We start from the raw sequence: 17,943 nt of genomic DNA, 5'->3' as shown, positions 1-17,943 counted from the left end.
ATGACAATTGTCATACTCGTAAAAGATAATTTTAGAAGTCGAATTACACTTCACAAATTTCTTTACATTTGTTTCTATGAACAAAACTGTGCTCTGTATAGGTGCCTCTTTAGTAGATGAGTTGTATTTCTGTGACAACTGCATCATCCCGGCATCATCTAATCCTGCTCAGAAAACAACGAGTATAGGTGGCGTAATTAGCAATATTGCACAGCATTTGGCTCTTTTAGAAGTCAATCCTGCTATTATTACGGCTATTGGAAATGACGCTGATGGGATGTTTATAAAAAGTAGTTTTGATAAAAGTGGTATTGACTGCAGTCATTCTATAGTAGCCAATGATGCTACCGGTAAATATGTTTCCATACTGCAACCCGATGGCAATTTGTATGTGGCGGTCTGCGAGGATAATTGCGGGAAGTATATTTCAGTCGCCTATTTAGAAACGCAAACGGAGTATATCAAGAGTTTTGATATATTGATTATCGATACCAATCTGAACATTAAGACTATACAATGGTTAATCCATTTTGCAGAAAATCACAACAAGCAACTTATCATAGAACCTGTTTCGGTTGCCAAGGCTGCAAGATTAGCAACTTTAGATTTAAAAGGTGTTTTTATGATTACACCTAATGAAGAGGAATTGGTCGCAATGTGCAGCAATGATACATTAAAAGAACAGTTGTTGGTTTCCCTTTTTGACAGAGGCGTGGAAACCATTTGGCTCAGAAAGGGTGCAAAAGGTTCCGTAGTATATACAGCCAAACATAGCATCGATTTGTCGGTGCCGCAAATTCAAATTGTAGACAGCACCGGTGCCGGAGATGCCGCTTTAGCAGGTTGGGTTTTTGGCTATGTGAATGAGGAAGATGAAATGACTTGCTTGCAATTGGGACACACATTAGCTTTGGAAACACTAAAAAGAAAAGGTACTGTTGACACATCGCTAACACCTTCAGCACTACACAAACATAAGAAAACGTATTATAATGATTAAAAACGATTATATCAGTATCAGTCCCGAAGTGCAACATGCTTTGGATAAAAACCTGCCTATTGTGGCTTTAGAATCCACTATTATTTCACACGGAATGCCTTGGCCCCAAAACGCTATTACTGCAGCAGCTGTTGAAGAGGTGGTGAGACAAAATGGTGCTGTTCCGGCTACGATTGCTATTAGAAACGGCAAGTGTTTGATAGGTTTGTCTAAAGATGATATTGACTATTTTGCACAAACCATAGACGTTTGGAAAGTAAGCTTACGCGATATGCCTTATGTGATTTCGCAACAATTACCGGGAGCCACAACAGTAGCAGCTACAATGCGTATTGCTGCGATGGCCGGAATTAAAGTCTTTGCCACAGGTGGAATTGGTGGTGTGCATCGTGGAGCTGAAGATACAATGGATATTTCGGCTGATTTGACCGAAATGGCGACAACCAATGTAGCGATAATCGCTGCAGGTGTAAAATCGATATTGGATATTGGACTTACTTTGGAATATATGGAGACTATGGGTATTCCGGTAGTTACCTACGGGCAGGACGAATTCCCGAGTTTTTATTCATCCAAAAGTGGTTATAAATCGCCGCTTCGTTTGGATACCGCAAATGAAATTGCCCAACTCTTAAGCACCAAATGGGATTTAGCACTAAACGGTTCGGTGTTGATTGCCAATCCGGTTCCGGCGGAATATGAAATGGAACCTGAAGTTATTGAAAAACACATTCTAAAAGCACTTGATGAAGCTAACAAACAAGGTGTCAAAGGTAAAGCCGTAACTCCATTCTTATTAAAATTCATTGCTGATAATACGGAAGGCGAAAGTCTGGAAGCCAACATTGCTTTGATAAAAAACAACGCAAAAGTGGGAGCAATAATTGCGGTGGCTTTGCAAGGAAGATAAAAAACTCCCCGTAGTATATTTATCGAGGAGTTTTAATTAAGTTATTTAGGTTGTTTCTTCATTAAATATAAATATTTTGTTCAAAGACTGTCGAAAATGGCAGTCTTTTTTTTGTTCAATTTGTTTAAAGTTTATCGATAAAATATTTTATTTAAATTGTAAGAAAAAAATTCTATTATATTACAAAATAGTGTATTTCATCGATTAAATATGCTATTTTATCGGTAATATATAAATTCATTCCTACTTTTACAACGTCTCAACAAACAAATGAAAGTTTAAACAAAATTTCATTTAAATAATGAATTGTAAACTAAAATGGTCAGGCTTATGAAAAATTTACTACTTACAGCTGAGAACAATCAAATTTTACTTGTCCTAATGTTACTATCATTTACCATAGGTAGGGGACAGGTAGTTACACAAACTTACACAACAAGTACAACCTTTACGGTGCCTGCCGGTGTTACACAGGTTTCCGTTGAAGCCTGGGGTGGTGGTGGAAAAGGAGGTACCATAAATGGAATCGGATACGGTGGTGGCGGTGGCGGTGGCGCTTATTCAAGCGGTTTAGTAACTGTTGTTCCCGGAAATACCTATACGGTTACAGTAGGTACAGGCGCTACGACTACTGCTGCAGGAGGTGATTCCTGGTTTGATACGGCAACGACTATTCTTGCCAAAGGTGGAGGCAGTGTTGCCAATAACAGTACAGCCGGTGCGGCAGGAGGTTCTGCTGCTGCTTCAATAGGAACTACAAAATATTCAGGAGGAAATGGTGCCAATGGTTCAGCCATACTTATCATCGGTGGCGGTGGTGGTTCATCTGCAGGAACAGCAGCTGCAGGAAATTCAGGTGCAAATAATAATGGAGGTACTGCACCAGCTGGCGGTGGAGATGGTGGAAATGGATCTGCACTAGTCGGAAATGGATCTCCAGGAATATCTCCTGGTGGAGCAGGTGGAGGTGCGTACGGACTTATATTTTCTTTATTCACAGGTGGTGTTGGAGCTAATGGACAAGTTAAACTTACCTATACTTTAGTACCGGAAATTACGGTGAGTGGTAATGGTAATACCATTGCCGATGGAGATGCATCGCCTTCAACTACTGACTGGACAGATTTAGGCACAACTACCGGGGCAACTTGTTCGTTGACCAAAACATTTACAATAGCTAATATTGCCGCAGGAGATTTGAGTGTTGGTGCTATCAGCATTTCTGGTACCAATGCTGCCGATTTCTCGGTGACAACTTTACCAGCTTCAACAGTGGTTTATGGAGGTAGTACGACTTTTGTAGTTACTTTTACCCCAAGCGGAAGCGGTGTACGAACTGCTAACCTGAGTATTGCTAATAGTGATGCTGATGAAAACACTTATGACTTTGCTATTAGCGGAACAGGAAGCAATCCTGAAATTAATATACAGGGAAATGCAACAAGCATCAGCAATGGAGACGTTACACCATCAACAGTTGACGGAACAGATTTTGGTTCTATGGAACTTTCTTCCGGAACTGTTGTTAGAACTTTTGCAATACAAAATACCGGAGGTTCTACTTTAACTTTATCGAATCCAACTATTTCAGGGGCAAATGCTGCTGATTTTAGCGTAACCACAAACCCTGGTTTGTCGGTTACAGCCGGAAACAGCACTACTTTTACAATAACATTTAATCCGAGTGCCGCAGGCACAAGAACAGCTACTATCACTATAGCTAATATAGACTGTGATGAAAGTTCATACACTTTTGGTGTTCAGGGAACAGGCATAGTATATACTAATGGTCCGGGAGGTGTATTGGACGATTTACAACTTTGGTTGAGAGCTGATTTGATTGACGGAACGACTACTGTCAGCGATAATTCAAATGTTTCTACCTGGTATACTCAGGCTGGAGGAGCAAACGCTATAAAACCAGCCGCCGTCGGATCACCAGTATATAAAAACAATACTTCCAATAACTTAAACTTTAATGCGGTTGTTGATTTTACAAACAACTATAATTTACCTTCCCAGGTTTATACGGATACTGACTCCTCAAGACAATATTTAAGAGGAGCTTCCGGATTTTACACCAACGATATGTTTGTCGTGATTGTACCGGATGTTTCTGTGACGGCAAGTTTGTCATGTATGGATATTTTTTGTGGCGATCAGGTTTCAGAAATCAATGAGTTGGATACCTCTGGTGTTGGATATGGAAATTCTACCACAAGATTTACCAATGAAGTACTGGCTTATGGATTGGGAACCAGTGCAAAATATGGAGTAGGTGAGGTTAGTACAACAGCCTCTTATTCTTCAGCCGGAATTATCAATGCGAGAAATAATACGGCAAACACGGGAATGCAATTGTGCTATAATGAAAATAGCGTAGGTACTGCAGAAGTAAATACGGCAACGTATGGAAATGTCAATAACAGCCAGTTTTGGATAGGAAGAAGTGAAGGTTGGGATGGAAGCTTAGATGGAAGAGTGGCTGAAATCATAACTTTCAGCTCCCGAAAAAACGATGCTACGGAAAGAGCAAAAATACAAAGTTATCTGGCGATTAAATATGGTATCACTTTAGGTACCAATGGAACTTCGCAAAATTATTTAAGTTCTACAGGAACTACCCTTTGGAACACTGCTACTAATGCCGGATACAATTATAATATAGCGGGTATCGGTAGAGATGATATCTCTAAACTAAATCAGAAACAATCAAAAAACGGAGTTGCCAATTCAGTTGTAACCATCGGATTGGGAACTATCGCCTCAACCAATACTGCCAATACCAATACATTTGATACTGATGGAGAATATTTGGTTTGGGGTGAGAACGGAGGAAATATGAATGATTCGGGTAGCGATATTAGTGTCACTTTTGGAGGAAATAATGTTACAACCCTTATTGATGTTCCAAATAAAAAATGGAAAATTGTAGAAACAGGTGGAAATGTTGGAATTACAAAAGCAGCTGTAGCAACTTCTGATTTGAGCGGCCTGCCTGCTTTATCAGGTAATGATGCTTACGTTATGTTAGTAGCTGATGATGCCTCTTTTACCACAAATGTTGAAGCTGTTTTTTTAAATACTAATGGTGCGAATCAGGAAGCGCTGTATGATTTTGATGGTACAAAATTCTTTACTTTCGGTGTAGCTCATGAAACGGTTGCCTCAAGACATGTATCATTGGATGGTGTTGATGACCGAATTAAATTTGATGCAGTAAACAATTTGAGCAATGCATTTACGATGATGTTTTGGGTACGGCCAACAGGTCAAAATACGTTATCCAATGATAGAACGATTGCTTCTAAATATGATGGAACCACTGGTTACAGAGTATATTTGTCTACAGACAACAAAATTAATGTGTCCTGGACAGGTGGAACTACAGTAACTTCTGCTACAGTATTACCAACTTCAGTATGGCATAATATCGGAATCATCTATTCAGGAGGTTCTGTAAAATTATATATTGACGGTGTATTAGATTCGACTGTTGCTTCTTCAAGTCCTTCCGCCAATGTCAATACTTTCTCTATTGGTGCAGAATACAGAAGCAAGTCAGATACCCGAAATTATTTTAAAGGTGATATCGATGAATTTAGGCTTTGGGATAAAGCGCTGACATTGAATGAGCTGAGGTTCATAATGAATCAGGAAATTTTTCAAAACGGAACCGGAACAAAAGGAGGCATAGTGTCATCGACAATTACAAAAAATGATATAAGTACTTTAAACTGGAGTAATCTTATTGCTTATTACTCTATGAATTCCTTTATAGCAACTTATGTTAACGATGATTCATCAAATACGAATAGAGGAACTTTATTTGTGCCAAATAAAGTAACTGTAACATTGCAATCTTCACCAGTACCATATGAAACTGCCACAAATGACCTTTGGTCAAACGGCGCAGCATGGGCAAACAGCTCTGGTTTATATCTTCCGAATAGTCTGTCAATTGTGGATGGAGTTACACCTATTGATTGGGGTATTGTCAAAACCAGCCATAATTTGAGTTCTACAGGAAACAAGAAATTACTGGGTCTGGTGGTGAATAATAACACACTGACGGTTTCCAATGACAGTAAAATAGAGATTTCACATTATTTAAAATTAGATGGTAAAATTGATTTACAAGGCAAGTCTCAATTAATACAAACCACTGATAGCGATTTGGATGCTAACAGTATTGGTTCTCTGGAAAGAGATCAACAAGGGCAGTCTATAAAATACAATTATAACTATTGGTCTTCTCCTGTGAGCTCCATAAACAATACAACAATTAATCACGGATTTACGGTAGCCGGAGTTATGAAAGATGCAACTGATGTAAACAACATACAGAATTTACAATGGACAGCTGGAGTAAATGGCTCCCCAACGACACCTATAACATTAAGCAGCTATTGGATATTTAAATTCCAAAACTCAACAAATAACTATGCCAATTGGGCACAGGTTGGTCCTAACGGAACATTATTACCGGGACAAGGTTACACTATGAAAGGATGTGGTTCGGCAGCGGCTGATCAAAATTATACTTTTGTGGGTAAACCTAATAATGGAACTATTACTTCAACGGTTGGACCAAATAATCTCAACCTTTGTGGAAATCCTTATCCATCAGCTATTGATGCCAATCAGTTTATTGATGACAATGCTTCAAGTATAACAGGAACATTATATCTGTGGGAGCATTATAACACGAATCCTTCGCACACGACTATTCAATATCAGGGAGGTTATGCTACTTATACAAAAACAGGTGGAACAGCACCAATTGCTCCGGCAGGGATAAGTGGAGCGGGTTCAAGCAGTAAAACACCAAAAAGATTTATTCCGGTTGGACAGGGATTCTTTGTAACGGGTTCAACTAGTGGTGGAACAATTACATTCAATAATGGTCAAAGGTTATTTATTAAAGAAGATGATGCAGTCAATTCTTATGCGATGTTCAAAATGGATAGAGGAGGAAGAACTTCGGTTATTGATCCGATGTATAATAATACGCCTGACAGTTTTGAGCAGGAACAATTTACAAAAATAAAACTGGGATATACTTCAAAGGACAATTATCACAGACAAATCCTGTTGGGCTTTATGAACCAGCATGCCACTGCAGCATATGATGCGGGTTATGATGGTTTAAGCATCGAAACACCTACTAATGATATGTATTTCATTAACGGAGCTAATAAATTAAACATTAGCGGCGATGGTTATTTTAATCCGAATAATATTTATCCTTTGGGTGTTAAAAACGCTACTGCCGGAACTGTTGTTTTCGGACTCGATTCACTGGAAAATTTCAATGATCGTTATGAGATATACATTTATGACAGCGAAGACAATACCTATAACAGTATTAAAACACAAAACTTTAAAGTCAGTTTACCCGTTGGAACCTTTGAGAACAGATTTTCATTGCGATTTACGAATAGCCCAACTTCACTTCGATCACTAAAAGATGATACAATAAACTACGGAATTGAAGTTACCAATTCACAGTCTGATAACATGATAAATATCAAAAATGAGTTGGAGGAAACCACTGTGAAATCGGTTGCATTGTTCAATATGGTAGGGCAAAATATGATGAATTGGACAGCAAGCAAACAAAATCAAAAACTTATTCAACTGCCGGTTTCTGAGTTAAGTACAGGAACTTATATTGTAAAAGTAAATACGGATAAAGGTATTGTCACTAAAAAAATACTAATCAAATAAGTCTTCCCCAAAGGTTATTTTGATAGTCACTTTAACATAAAAAAACGTCCCGATATCCTCGGGACGTTTTATATAATAGTCTCAAATGTTATTTGTTAGTACCAAAGTAGTATTTGGTGATTTTCATTCTTCTCTTGACAAATAAAACACTTATTATGTAATACAAATGTGTTGTTTAATTACCATAATCTTGTTATAAAATTTTTGGTGAATATTATATAATTACCATATTACTACTTCTTTTATACGCTAAAACCCTTCAATTTTAACGGTTTAAAAAAAAACGTTATTTTATTTAATTTCTATTGAATTATGGGGCTTACCCATGGCTGTTTCGCAGGTTTTTAACTTTTAAAATTCGCTAAATTGAAAAGAACTACCTTATTATAATAGATATGATTTATATAATTTTATTTCCGAATTAACTAACACACTTATATTTTATGTCTAACAATTACAAATTACTAAACGGTTTTGCCTTACTAATTTTAATGACGGTATTTTCAATATCGGGAATGCAGGCGCAAACCACACTTATTAATCCAGCTGCTGAAGGTGGATTTAATTCAGGCAGCACTTTTGCAGCTAATGGATGGACAGTTGCCAATGAAGGAATTGGTGCTGTTAAATGGGTAGTAGGAACCGCTGTAAATTCGGGTGCCATAACAGGAAATTCAGCTTATGTATCTCTAGATAATGGAGAAACCAATTCAAGTGCAGGGATTTCAGGAGCAAGAACCGTTTATTTCTACAGAGATATTGTGATTCCGGCTGGTCAAACCAACATTGCTTTAACTTTCAATTGGAAAGCAATGGGAACAGCATGGCAGGTTTTTGTAGCACCTACTTCGGTGACACCAACAGGTACTGATGTTCAATTAACAGTTCCGGCTACTATTACTGGAGCTACATCAATTACATATAATAGTGCGGCAGGAAATGGTATTACTCAAAATGCATTTGGGTTTATCCCACCAAGTTTTGCAGGCACAACGGCTCGATTAATTTTTATGTGGTCTAATAGTAGTGGCGGCGGAACGAATCCTCCTGCGGCTATCGATAACATTTCAGTAGTTTCACGAGCTGGCGGAAATGAGATTGCTTCAGTTGCTACAGGTAATTTTACAAACCCTGCAACCTGGGATTTTGGTTATGTGCCTTCTCCTGCGGATGACGTAGTTATTAATGCAGGTCATACAGTAACGATTGACAGCAGAAATTTAGGAGCAAACAATCTTTATATCGCCGGTGCTGCAGCTGTATTGCAATTCGGAACTGTTTCAGATGAATTCACAGTAAACAACGACTTATTAGTTAGTGGTTCGGGTGCTAGATTTAACGTATATGAAGGTACAAACGGAAAGTCATTAAAAGTAGGTCATAATATTGACTTAGCGTCAGGTGGAAGATTAGATGTGTCAGTTGGAAATACTGGTGTCGGTATTGGTTCACTTAATTTATTTGGCTCTACACTTCAGACTATCGTTTCAGATGGTACAGGTCTTATCGGAGGTACTGTCGTTGCTACTGGTACAACTAATACTGCCGGTATTATCAATCAATTGGTAATTAATAATACAAGTACGGCTACTCCAAATATCGATTGGCAACTAAACAATGTTAGAATCAAAAATATTCTAAGATTAAACACTGCCAGAGTAGGGCTTGGTGCTAATAAAATATATATCGGAAACTTTGCCGCAATGTCTTCAGGTAATTTTACCTGTACTTTAGGTAATGGTTTCATAGGTGGACAAATTTCAAGATGGTATACTACATCAGCTATGGGAACTGTTATTGATCCGGGAACTGATTATAATCCAAACAGTACAGTATTATTTCCGTTCTTAAGTGCAACAGGACAAAACAGATGGGCATTTCTGGTAAACAGCGGTGCTACAACAGCAGGTGAATTAGCAATAAGCTATGCAGATGCTACTACAATGACTACAGGTCTTTCTGTAGTAGACGGTTCTTATACTGTTACCGATAGATATGATGGAAACTGGACAGTTTCTAAAACAGGAAGTACTTATGTAAGTGCTGCAGGGACTTATACTTTAGGACTTTATGCCGTTGGTGCTTACAGTGCATTGGATGGTAGTTCAAGAGTGATGAACTCAGGTGCTGTAGTTGGAACACAAGTTAACGGTACAGCTTCTCCTTTTGCAGTAAGAAAAAGTATCGCTGATGCCGACTTAACAACTTCACCATTTTATGTAGGTATCGGAGCGGCTTCATTACAAGCTGCTACAACTAAAACTTCGGCTGCTTCAGGCGACTGGAATAATGCTGCGACTTGGTCTCCAAGTGGAGTTCCGGGTTGTGGGGATGTTGTGACTATTGCTTCAGGACATACAGTGACCATTAACTCAGCTGCAAATAATGCTGCGGGTGTTATTATTGCAGCAGGCGGAACTTTAGTTAATGCTTCAGGAGATTTAACAGTTGGTTGTACAAACAACAATGCCGTTTTTGCAAATGAAGGAACAAATACAGTTTCAGGAGGTTTACTTACGGTTAATGGTAATGTAATCCACAGATTAGTGAGCACTTTCAACCATACTGGCGGTAACATTGTTGTTGATGGTAATGCCGGAGGTGTTGCTGCAAATAGTGTTGGTCAAGGTGCTTCTTTATTCAAAATAGAAACTTCTTCAATCAATTTGACAGGCGGGACGATTACGATTGTTGATCCACTTATCAATAACGCAGTACAAACTACAGCAACTTCGGTTACTACTTTCCCGGTAAATACGTATGGAGCTACAGGTACTTTTAGCAAAACAACTAATGCAGCTGCTACTACAGGTACAGCAACCATTGTGATGTCTGGTTTCAATAGCAACAAAGCTATTTATGGTGTAGGGCAAATTGTAACCGGAACCGGAATTGCTCCCGGAACAACCATTGTTTCTGTAACTGCCGGTCAACTTTCAAATGCTCCAATCACCTTAGTTATATCACAAGGAATCACAGCTGATATTGCTGCGGGAGCAGTCTTAAATTTTGCTTCAATGAATGATGGTAGCTATGTGATTGATATTGATACCGCACATGTTAACTCTGGTGGTTTGGCAGTAGGTCAGGTAATTTCAGGTAACGGAATCCAGGCAGGAACGACTATCGTTAGCATGGGCTTTGATTTGAATGGAATAGGAGGGATTGTTATCTCTCAGCCTTTATCCGGATTGACAACTTCACCAATTACAACTCAAGTCGCAGTTGACTTCTCAGGAGCTTCACCAAATTGTTCAACACTTGTTTTACCGGCTGCAAATCCATTATTACAAGTTGGTCAAATTGTTGGGGGAACTGGTATTCAACCGGGTACAACAATTACTGCTATTAACGGTGCAAGAATCGATTTGTCTTTGCCTCCTACGGGCGCTATCGTTGCTCCGGCAACCATAACAATATATGACAGTAACGCAAGCAGTTATGCTTTTGTTTATAGTTCAGCGGTACACAAAGCAACTGGTCTTAATCATACTATCCAAATTGGAGATGGTGTATCGACAGATCAAGCTCCGGTTACTACAAATGGTTTTTATACAAACTTTGCTGCTGGAGGTGGAGTTTTATCTGTAGGTAATTTTACAATCAACGCGCCCGATGCGATTAACAGATTTTGTAAAAGTATCGGAATCTTAAACGTTCAAAATAAGTTTAGCATTGCTTCAGGAAGTTCATTCTTAAGACCAATTGGATCTGGTACTCCAATCTATTTTGGTGGTGATGTTGAAAACAACGGAGTTTCAAACCTTCAAACATTTACAGCGGTTAACTTTGCCAACTATTCAAATGGAGCGGCAGTAGCAACAACAACACCACAAATTGTTTCTGGTAGTGGTGCATTTTATAACGATTTGAATACCAGTTTGGCTTTTGCTTCGTTTAACTCTTTGAATGTAAATAATACGAATGCTTTGGGTGTAACGGTTACTATGCCTAATTTTAGAGTAGGTTCACTTACAATGACTACAGGGGTGATTAATACTTCAACAGCTACTCCGCTATATGTGGGTAATCCAAATTTGTCATCTAATGGCTTCATTACGGGTACTTTTAGTAACACGAATTATATCAACGGTCCGTTAGTAAGAGGAATAGCGACAACTTCAGCTTCAAATAATTATTTGGTCTATCCGGTTGGAAAAGATGGTGTTTATTCACCAATATCTTTAGCGGTAACCGGTGGTGCTGATTTCAAAGTAGAAGCTTTCAATACCAATTCAGGAACAGCAACTGCTAACATTGCTAACTTAAGTGCAGCAAGATGGACAGTGGAAAGAGTCGGTATTTTAGGAACTTTAACTGACTTCAATGTGAGAGTAGGACATTCAGGTGTTACCAACGGAAGTCTTGTGGTTCAAGCTACTGCAGACCAAGGAACTTATGACAATGTATTTGGAAATACTTCAGTTTATACTGCAGGAGCTCCTAATACTGTAAATACAATAACAGCTACTCCAGGTGCAAGCTTTACAGGAAACTTTGCTTATGCTACAGCACCAAATTGTACTACAGTTAATCCCGGAAATACAATTGCTGATACAACAATAACTCAAATTGTAACACTACAGAATTCAAGTAGTACAGGAATAGTTTCAGGATCTGCTACAGTTACTTTACAGGCTGCTAATGCTGCTATAGTTGTAGGTTTAACAGTGACAGGAACTGGTATTCCGGCAGGAACTACTGTATCTGCCATTAGCGGAACTACTTTAACGCTTTCACAGGCAGCAACAGTATCTTCTACTTCGCAAACAGCATTAACTTTCTCAAATGTTCAAACACCAGTAACGTTATGTGGTACACAAACAGTGGCGTTGAGTATACAAAACACTCAAGTTGGTGCAGGTATTACGTATCAATGGCAGGCTTCAACAGACGGTGGTGCTAATTATACTGATATTTCAGGAGCTACTGCTGCAACTTATGTGGCAACACCAACAGCAAATACTTATTACCGTTGTACAGTAACCTGTCCTTTTGGTCCTGTTATGGTTAACTCGACTCCGGTTCAAATAACATTTACTAATGCAATTGATGCAACGACACCAACTGCAATTTGTGGACCTGGTGTAGCAAACTTAGCGGCTACGGCTGCTTCAGGAATTATCAATTGGTATGCTGTTGCAACTGGTGGTGTTTCATTAGCAACAGGTGGAACTTATTCACCTACTGTTGCCGACACAACTACTTATTATGTTGCTACAGAATCAAGTTCTACGTATACTGCGGGTAAAGTATTTGCAGGAACTACAACGCAGACGTCACCATTTAGCGGACTTGTATTTAATGCAGCTACTAATGTGCGTTTAAATTCGGTGAAAGTATATCCGAAACAAACTTTAGGCGCTGCAGATGCAGGTGCTCCAATTACAATTAAATTGTATAAAGACGGTGTTCAGGTTCCAGGAACTACTGCAGTGACATTTACTCCGGCAACTAATACCGGAGCTATTTCTGCTTCGATATCCAATACCGTTGTATTAGATTATAATATTCCAGCAGGTACGGGTTACAGATTATTGGCAACTAATGGACTGAGCTCTACTAACGTGATTGGAAAATTAAGCAGTTTCCCTGCAGCAACTCCTACAGCATCAGGCGCTATTGCCTTTACAGGTTCGGTAAACAGTTTTGATGGTACTCCAGACGCGAGTTACAATAACTTCTTTGAATGGAATGTTACTGAAGTTTGTGCTTCTCCTAGAGTAGCTGTTATAGCAACTGTTAATACAGTTACAACCAACACAACTACAATTACTGCTTGTGATACGTATACTTGGTCAGTAAACGGAGCTACTTATACTACTGGAGGAACATACACTTCAACAGTTGGATGTCACACAGAAACATTAGAATTGACTATTACTCCAAGTACAACAAACACAACGACTATTTCAGCTTGTGATACGTATACTTGGTCAGTAAATGGAGCTACCTATACAACAGGTGGAACATACACTTCAACAGTTGGATGTCATACAGAAACTTTAGAATTGACTATTACTCCTAGTACGACAAACACAACGACTATTTCAGCTTGTGATAACTATACTTGGTCAGTAAACGGAGCTACCTATACAACAGGTGGAACGTATACTTCAACAGTTGGATGTGTTACAGAAACATTAGAATTGACTATTACTCCAAGTACTACAAACACAACGACTATTTCAGCTTGTGATACCTATACTTGGTCAGTAAACGGAGCTACTTATACAACTGGTGGAACATACACTTCAACAGTTGGATGTGTTACAGAAACATTAGAATTGACTATTACGCCGAGTACTACAAACACAACGACTATTTCAGCTTGTGATACCTATACTTGGTCAGAAAACGGAGCTACTTATACAACAGGTGGTACGTATATTTCAACAGTTGGATGTCATACAGAAACATTAGAATTGACTATTACACCAAGTACAACAAACACAACTACCATTACAGCTTGTGATACATACACTTGGTCAGTAAACGGAGCTACTTATACAATTGGTGGAACCTATACTTCAACAGTTGGATGTCATACAGAAACTTTAGAGTTGACTATAAATTCAGCGGCTACTCCAACCGGAAATGCTACACAAATAATTTCCGTAACAGATTTAAACGATGCTACTTTAGAAGATTTAGTAGTTAGTCCAGCGAATGTGATTTGGTATGGTTCTTTAGCTGATGCACTGGGACAAGTTAATCCTCTTGCTATTACTACAGTGTTAATCAGCGGAACAATTTATTATGCTGTAAATGTAGCTTCAGGATGTCCTAGTGCACCATTAGCAGTTACGGTAACTGTTGAATTAGGCGTTATTGGTTTTGACAATGCAAGTTTTAGTTTTTATCCAAATCCAACTTCGGGAATTCTGACACTTAGTTATGCAAACGGCATTGCTAATGTGAGTGTTTATAATCTAATCGGACAAATGGTATTGGATAGAAAAACAAATTTGAATGAAGTTCAGATTGATTTATCATCACTAACTTCTTCGACTTATTTGGTAAAAGTTACTACTGTTGATGGAAATTCAAAAGTGGTAAAAGTGATTAAAAGAAACTAAAATCGCTAACGATTTGGTTATAAGCTTTTAAACTTAATATAGGGTATTTTAAGTATAAAAGGAAAGTTTTTTCATAGGGTGTTTTTAAAGGGCAAAGAGTCCTTCTCATTTTGGGGAGGGCTTTTTGTTGTTATAACACTTTAAAAATCTTCTATTATTATATATATTTGCTGAACCTTTATAAAACATACATTCAGCGTTAATTAAAAAGCATGAAATATCTAACCCCTATTAACAGATATTTTCATATCCTATTTTTATTTGGAGTCATCCATAGTACAATTAATGCGCAAACCTCAAATAAGTATTATTTAGCAGATGATATTGAGAATTTAATTTATTCTAATCCTGATCAGGCACTCAAAATTGCACAATATCTTTTGAGTAAAACCAATACTTCAGACAGTAATAAATCGCGAATCAATTATTTAATTTCTAAAGCCTATATCGTAAAAGGCGATTATAGTAGTGCTTTAAATTTTCTTTATGAAGAGAAGAATTACAGAGACTATTTAACAGAAGAGCAAAAAATCAATATTGATATTTCAAAAATAGCACTCTTAAGAAACCTGACACTTGACAAGCAGTCTAAGAAAATTTTAGAGAAACTTGAAAGCACTGTTGTGTCTGATGACAAGCTAAAATTGTATTTAGAAGTTGCAATTGCAATTGAAAAATCAAAGTTTTTGTTAGATGAAAGCAAACTTCAGGAAAAAATTGAGGAGCTAAAAAAGGAGGAACCTACAGTTGCTAAAATCACAAAAGATTTCAAGGATATAGCGTTAAATTACAACATCGCCTTAGGCCAATTGTATTTGAAACAGAAAAATTTAGCATTGGCTCAAAAGCAATTTGAACTTGCAATGAGTAATCTTAATCAGCAAAATGTAGAGAATGTATATGCTAAAATTGATGTTCTGAATGGTTTGGCAAGTGTTCATTTTCTAAAAAAAGAATACGGAGAAGCCATTACATTGTCAAAGGAAGCGATGAGTTATGTGGAGCGAATTGGCAATCTTTTCTCGCAAATAAAAGTCAATCAGCTGCAAAGTGAAATTTATTTAGCAACGAATGATGTGGCCAATTACAAACTGATAAATTCGAAGTTTTTTGAATTGCAAAGCGAAGCAGAAGGTCAGGAGCAGGAAGCCATAAATACCAGTTTTAACCTTATCTCGGATGAATATGCGGATGGTTATTCTGATGAAAAATCCAAATACATCAAAATAATTTATATAGTATCCGGGCTCTTTTTAATTGTGATACTGATAAGCTTTTTCTTTTGGCAAAAAATAGCGGCAAACAAGAAAAGGTTAGTTGAAATCATCAATTATATTGAAATAACCCGAAGCAATCTCATGACTAGTTTTAGTATTACAGATAAAAAACTTGAAAAGAGTGAGCCTAAGAAGCATGTGATTTTAAAAGAAACAGAAGAGCATATATTAAACAAGTTAAAACGCTTTGAAAGCTCCAAACGTTTTATCAATAAAGATATTTCGCTTGCCGTTTTAGCAGGTCAACTGGATTCCAATACAAAATACCTATCTGAAATTATAAACACCCATTATAATGTCAATTTCAATACTTACATAAACAAATTACGGGTTAATTATATTATCGAAAAACTAAAAACAGATCCTAATTTCATCAATTATAAAATCAGCTATCTGGCCGAAAACTGTGGTTTTTCATCACACAGTAGTTTTGCGACTGTATTTAAAACGATTACGGGCATATCACCTGTGAAATTTATTGAATTATTAAATCAGGAAAAAGAAAATAATCTTTTAGAATAATGGCTATCAGCAAAATTAAATTTTGGATGTGTGTATTAGTTGTTGGCTTGCTGACAGCTGCTCCTTTACATGCCCAAAACTATAAAAAGCTGGACAGTATTCTTAAAGTCGCCACCAATGAAATTTATAGTAAACCCGATCATGTAATTAAAGTGGGAGGAAAGGTTGTTGAACAATCCGGAGACAATGTTGATTATAAAATAAAGGGCTATAAATTAATATCGGATGCTTATTCTGCTAAAAGAGATTACGAGAAATCAGTCGAGTATCTTATAAAATCATCGGAGTTGTTGCCTCTTTCCAATGATAAGTTGCTTAAAATAAACATCATTAATAAAACAGGAATCCAATACCATCAGCTGAAAGTTTATGATAAATCGATACAGTATTTAGATCAGGCTGAACAATTGATTGCAGAATATCCATATAAAGATTCCATTCACATGGAGTTGGGAAAAAATTATGTTGTCAGAGGTTTTATTTACAAGGAAAAGCTAAGCTGTGCGATAGCTGTAACCTATATAGACCGTGGTATTGCTGAGTTAATGAAGGTAAAGGACAAATCGGAATCTGCTACTAAGATGAGCATTGCCATTTACAATAAAGGGAATTGTTATCTGTTGATGAAGAATAATAAATTGGCTTTAGAAAATTTTGTGCAGGCAGCTGAAATTGCCAGAGAAGCAAATGCTAAAAGTCTGGAAGCTTTTGCCTTGAAAGGTTCTGCCAAAGTTTTTACACTTGAAGGAAAGAATACTGAAGCTGTAGTAGCTTTAAATAAAGCCTTGAATCTTTCTTCAGATGTAGATGATTTAATATTAAATCAGGAAATTTATCGAGGCTTGGCCGAAAATTATCTGGCTTTAAATCAATTGGATAAATTTAAAGTTTACCAATTAAAATTTGTAGCCACTCAAAAGTTAATTAAAAATACAGAGCGTATTTCTGTAAGCGAATCTATTGGCGATAAAGAATCAGAACTTAAAACCAAGAAAGCGGAATTATCAACTAAATTTTACTACCTATTATTAATTTTACTACTACTTTTAATTTTGATTGTTCTGTTTTTCTACGTAATTATCAAAAGAAAAAGGAAGGAAATCGAGACAATTAAAAGTCAAATTTACCTACTCCAAAATCAAAAAAGTAAAGACGCTTAGGTCTTTAATTTCTTCAATTTTTACCTCAAATCTTCCTTTTATACTTTATAAATTCAGTAAATTATAAAGTAGAACGGTTTTTCCTCAATTATTGTTTGCGTATCTTAGTGTAAGCAAATTAAAAGCATTACCTGTTTATTGTCTTTATTACTGAAATCAAGGGCTACGAGCGATTCGCAAATGATTTCATAATTTAAAAAAAGCAATGAATTTTGCTTCAAAAAGCAGTATTATTTGATTCAAAATAGCCTTTTATCTTTCAAAA

Annotated in this window: 6 protein-coding genes; all 6 read left to right on the top strand. The window is 37.2% G+C overall.

Features of this window, described 5'->3' with window-relative positions:
* The first annotated feature begins 76 nt into the window (after positions 1-76).
* The 6 genes from GS03_RS12155 to GS03_RS12130 all read left to right on the top strand — a co-directional run bounded on the left by GS03_RS12155 (position 77) and on the right by GS03_RS12130 (position 17,678).
* Positions 77-1,000, top strand: a complete 924-nt coding sequence (locus GS03_RS12155; RefSeq protein WP_136152812.1) for a PfkB family carbohydrate kinase — start codon at positions 77-79, stop codon at positions 998-1,000.
* A complete protein-coding gene (locus tag GS03_RS12150) occupies positions 993-1,910 on the top strand; it encodes a pseudouridine-5'-phosphate glycosidase (RefSeq protein WP_168710307.1) in 918 nt (305 codons plus the stop codon). Before GS03_RS12155 ends, GS03_RS12150 begins: the two co-directional genes overlap by 8 nt.
* 330 nt (positions 1,911-2,240) lie before the next feature.
* Positions 2,241-7,640 (top strand): choice-of-anchor D domain-containing protein, encoded by a 5,400-nt coding sequence (locus tag GS03_RS12145; RefSeq protein WP_136152811.1) that lies wholly within the window; start codon positions 2,241-2,243, stop codon positions 7,638-7,640.
* 443 nt (positions 7,641-8,083) lie between these two features.
* Positions 8,084-14,719, top strand: a complete 6,636-nt coding sequence (locus tag GS03_RS12140; protein ID WP_136152810.1) for a T9SS type A sorting domain-containing protein — start codon at positions 8,084-8,086, stop codon at positions 14,717-14,719.
* A gap of 212 nt (positions 14,720-14,931) precedes the next feature.
* Complete coding sequence (locus tag GS03_RS12135; RefSeq protein ID WP_136152809.1) at positions 14,932-16,518, top strand: helix-turn-helix domain-containing protein; 1,587 nt, start codon at positions 14,932-14,934, stop codon at positions 16,516-16,518.
* A 26-nt stretch (positions 16,519-16,544) separates the two neighbouring features.
* On the top strand, positions 16,545-17,678 hold the full coding sequence (locus GS03_RS12130) for a tetratricopeptide repeat protein (protein ID WP_168710306.1): 1,134 nt from the start codon (positions 16,545-16,547) through the stop codon (positions 17,676-17,678).
* The last annotated feature ends 265 nt before the right edge of the window (positions 17,679-17,943 follow it).

The sequence above is a fragment of the Flavobacterium sangjuense genome, assembly GCF_004797125.1.
Taxonomy (GTDB): domain Bacteria; phylum Bacteroidota; class Bacteroidia; order Flavobacteriales; family Flavobacteriaceae; genus Flavobacterium; species Flavobacterium sangjuense.
This window is presented reverse-complemented; position numbering and strand designations above follow the sequence as displayed.

Coding starts and splice junctions, on each gene's coding strand:
- GS03_RS12155 (WP_136152812.1), top strand. CDS start 77: ATGAACAAAACTGTGCTCTGTATAGGTGCCTCTTTAGTAGATGAGTTG.
- GS03_RS12150 (WP_168710307.1), top strand. CDS start 993: ATGATTAAAAACGATTATATCAGTATCAGTCCCGAAGTGCAACATGCT.
- GS03_RS12145 (WP_136152811.1), top strand. CDS start 2,241: ATGAAAAATTTACTACTTACAGCTGAGAACAATCAAATTTTACTTGTC.
- GS03_RS12140 (WP_136152810.1), top strand. CDS start 8,084: ATGTCTAACAATTACAAATTACTAAACGGTTTTGCCTTACTAATTTTA.
- GS03_RS12135 (WP_136152809.1), top strand. CDS start 14,932: ATGAAATATCTAACCCCTATTAACAGATATTTTCATATCCTATTTTTA.
- GS03_RS12130 (WP_168710306.1), top strand. CDS start 16,545: ATGTGTGTATTAGTTGTTGGCTTGCTGACAGCTGCTCCTTTACATGCC.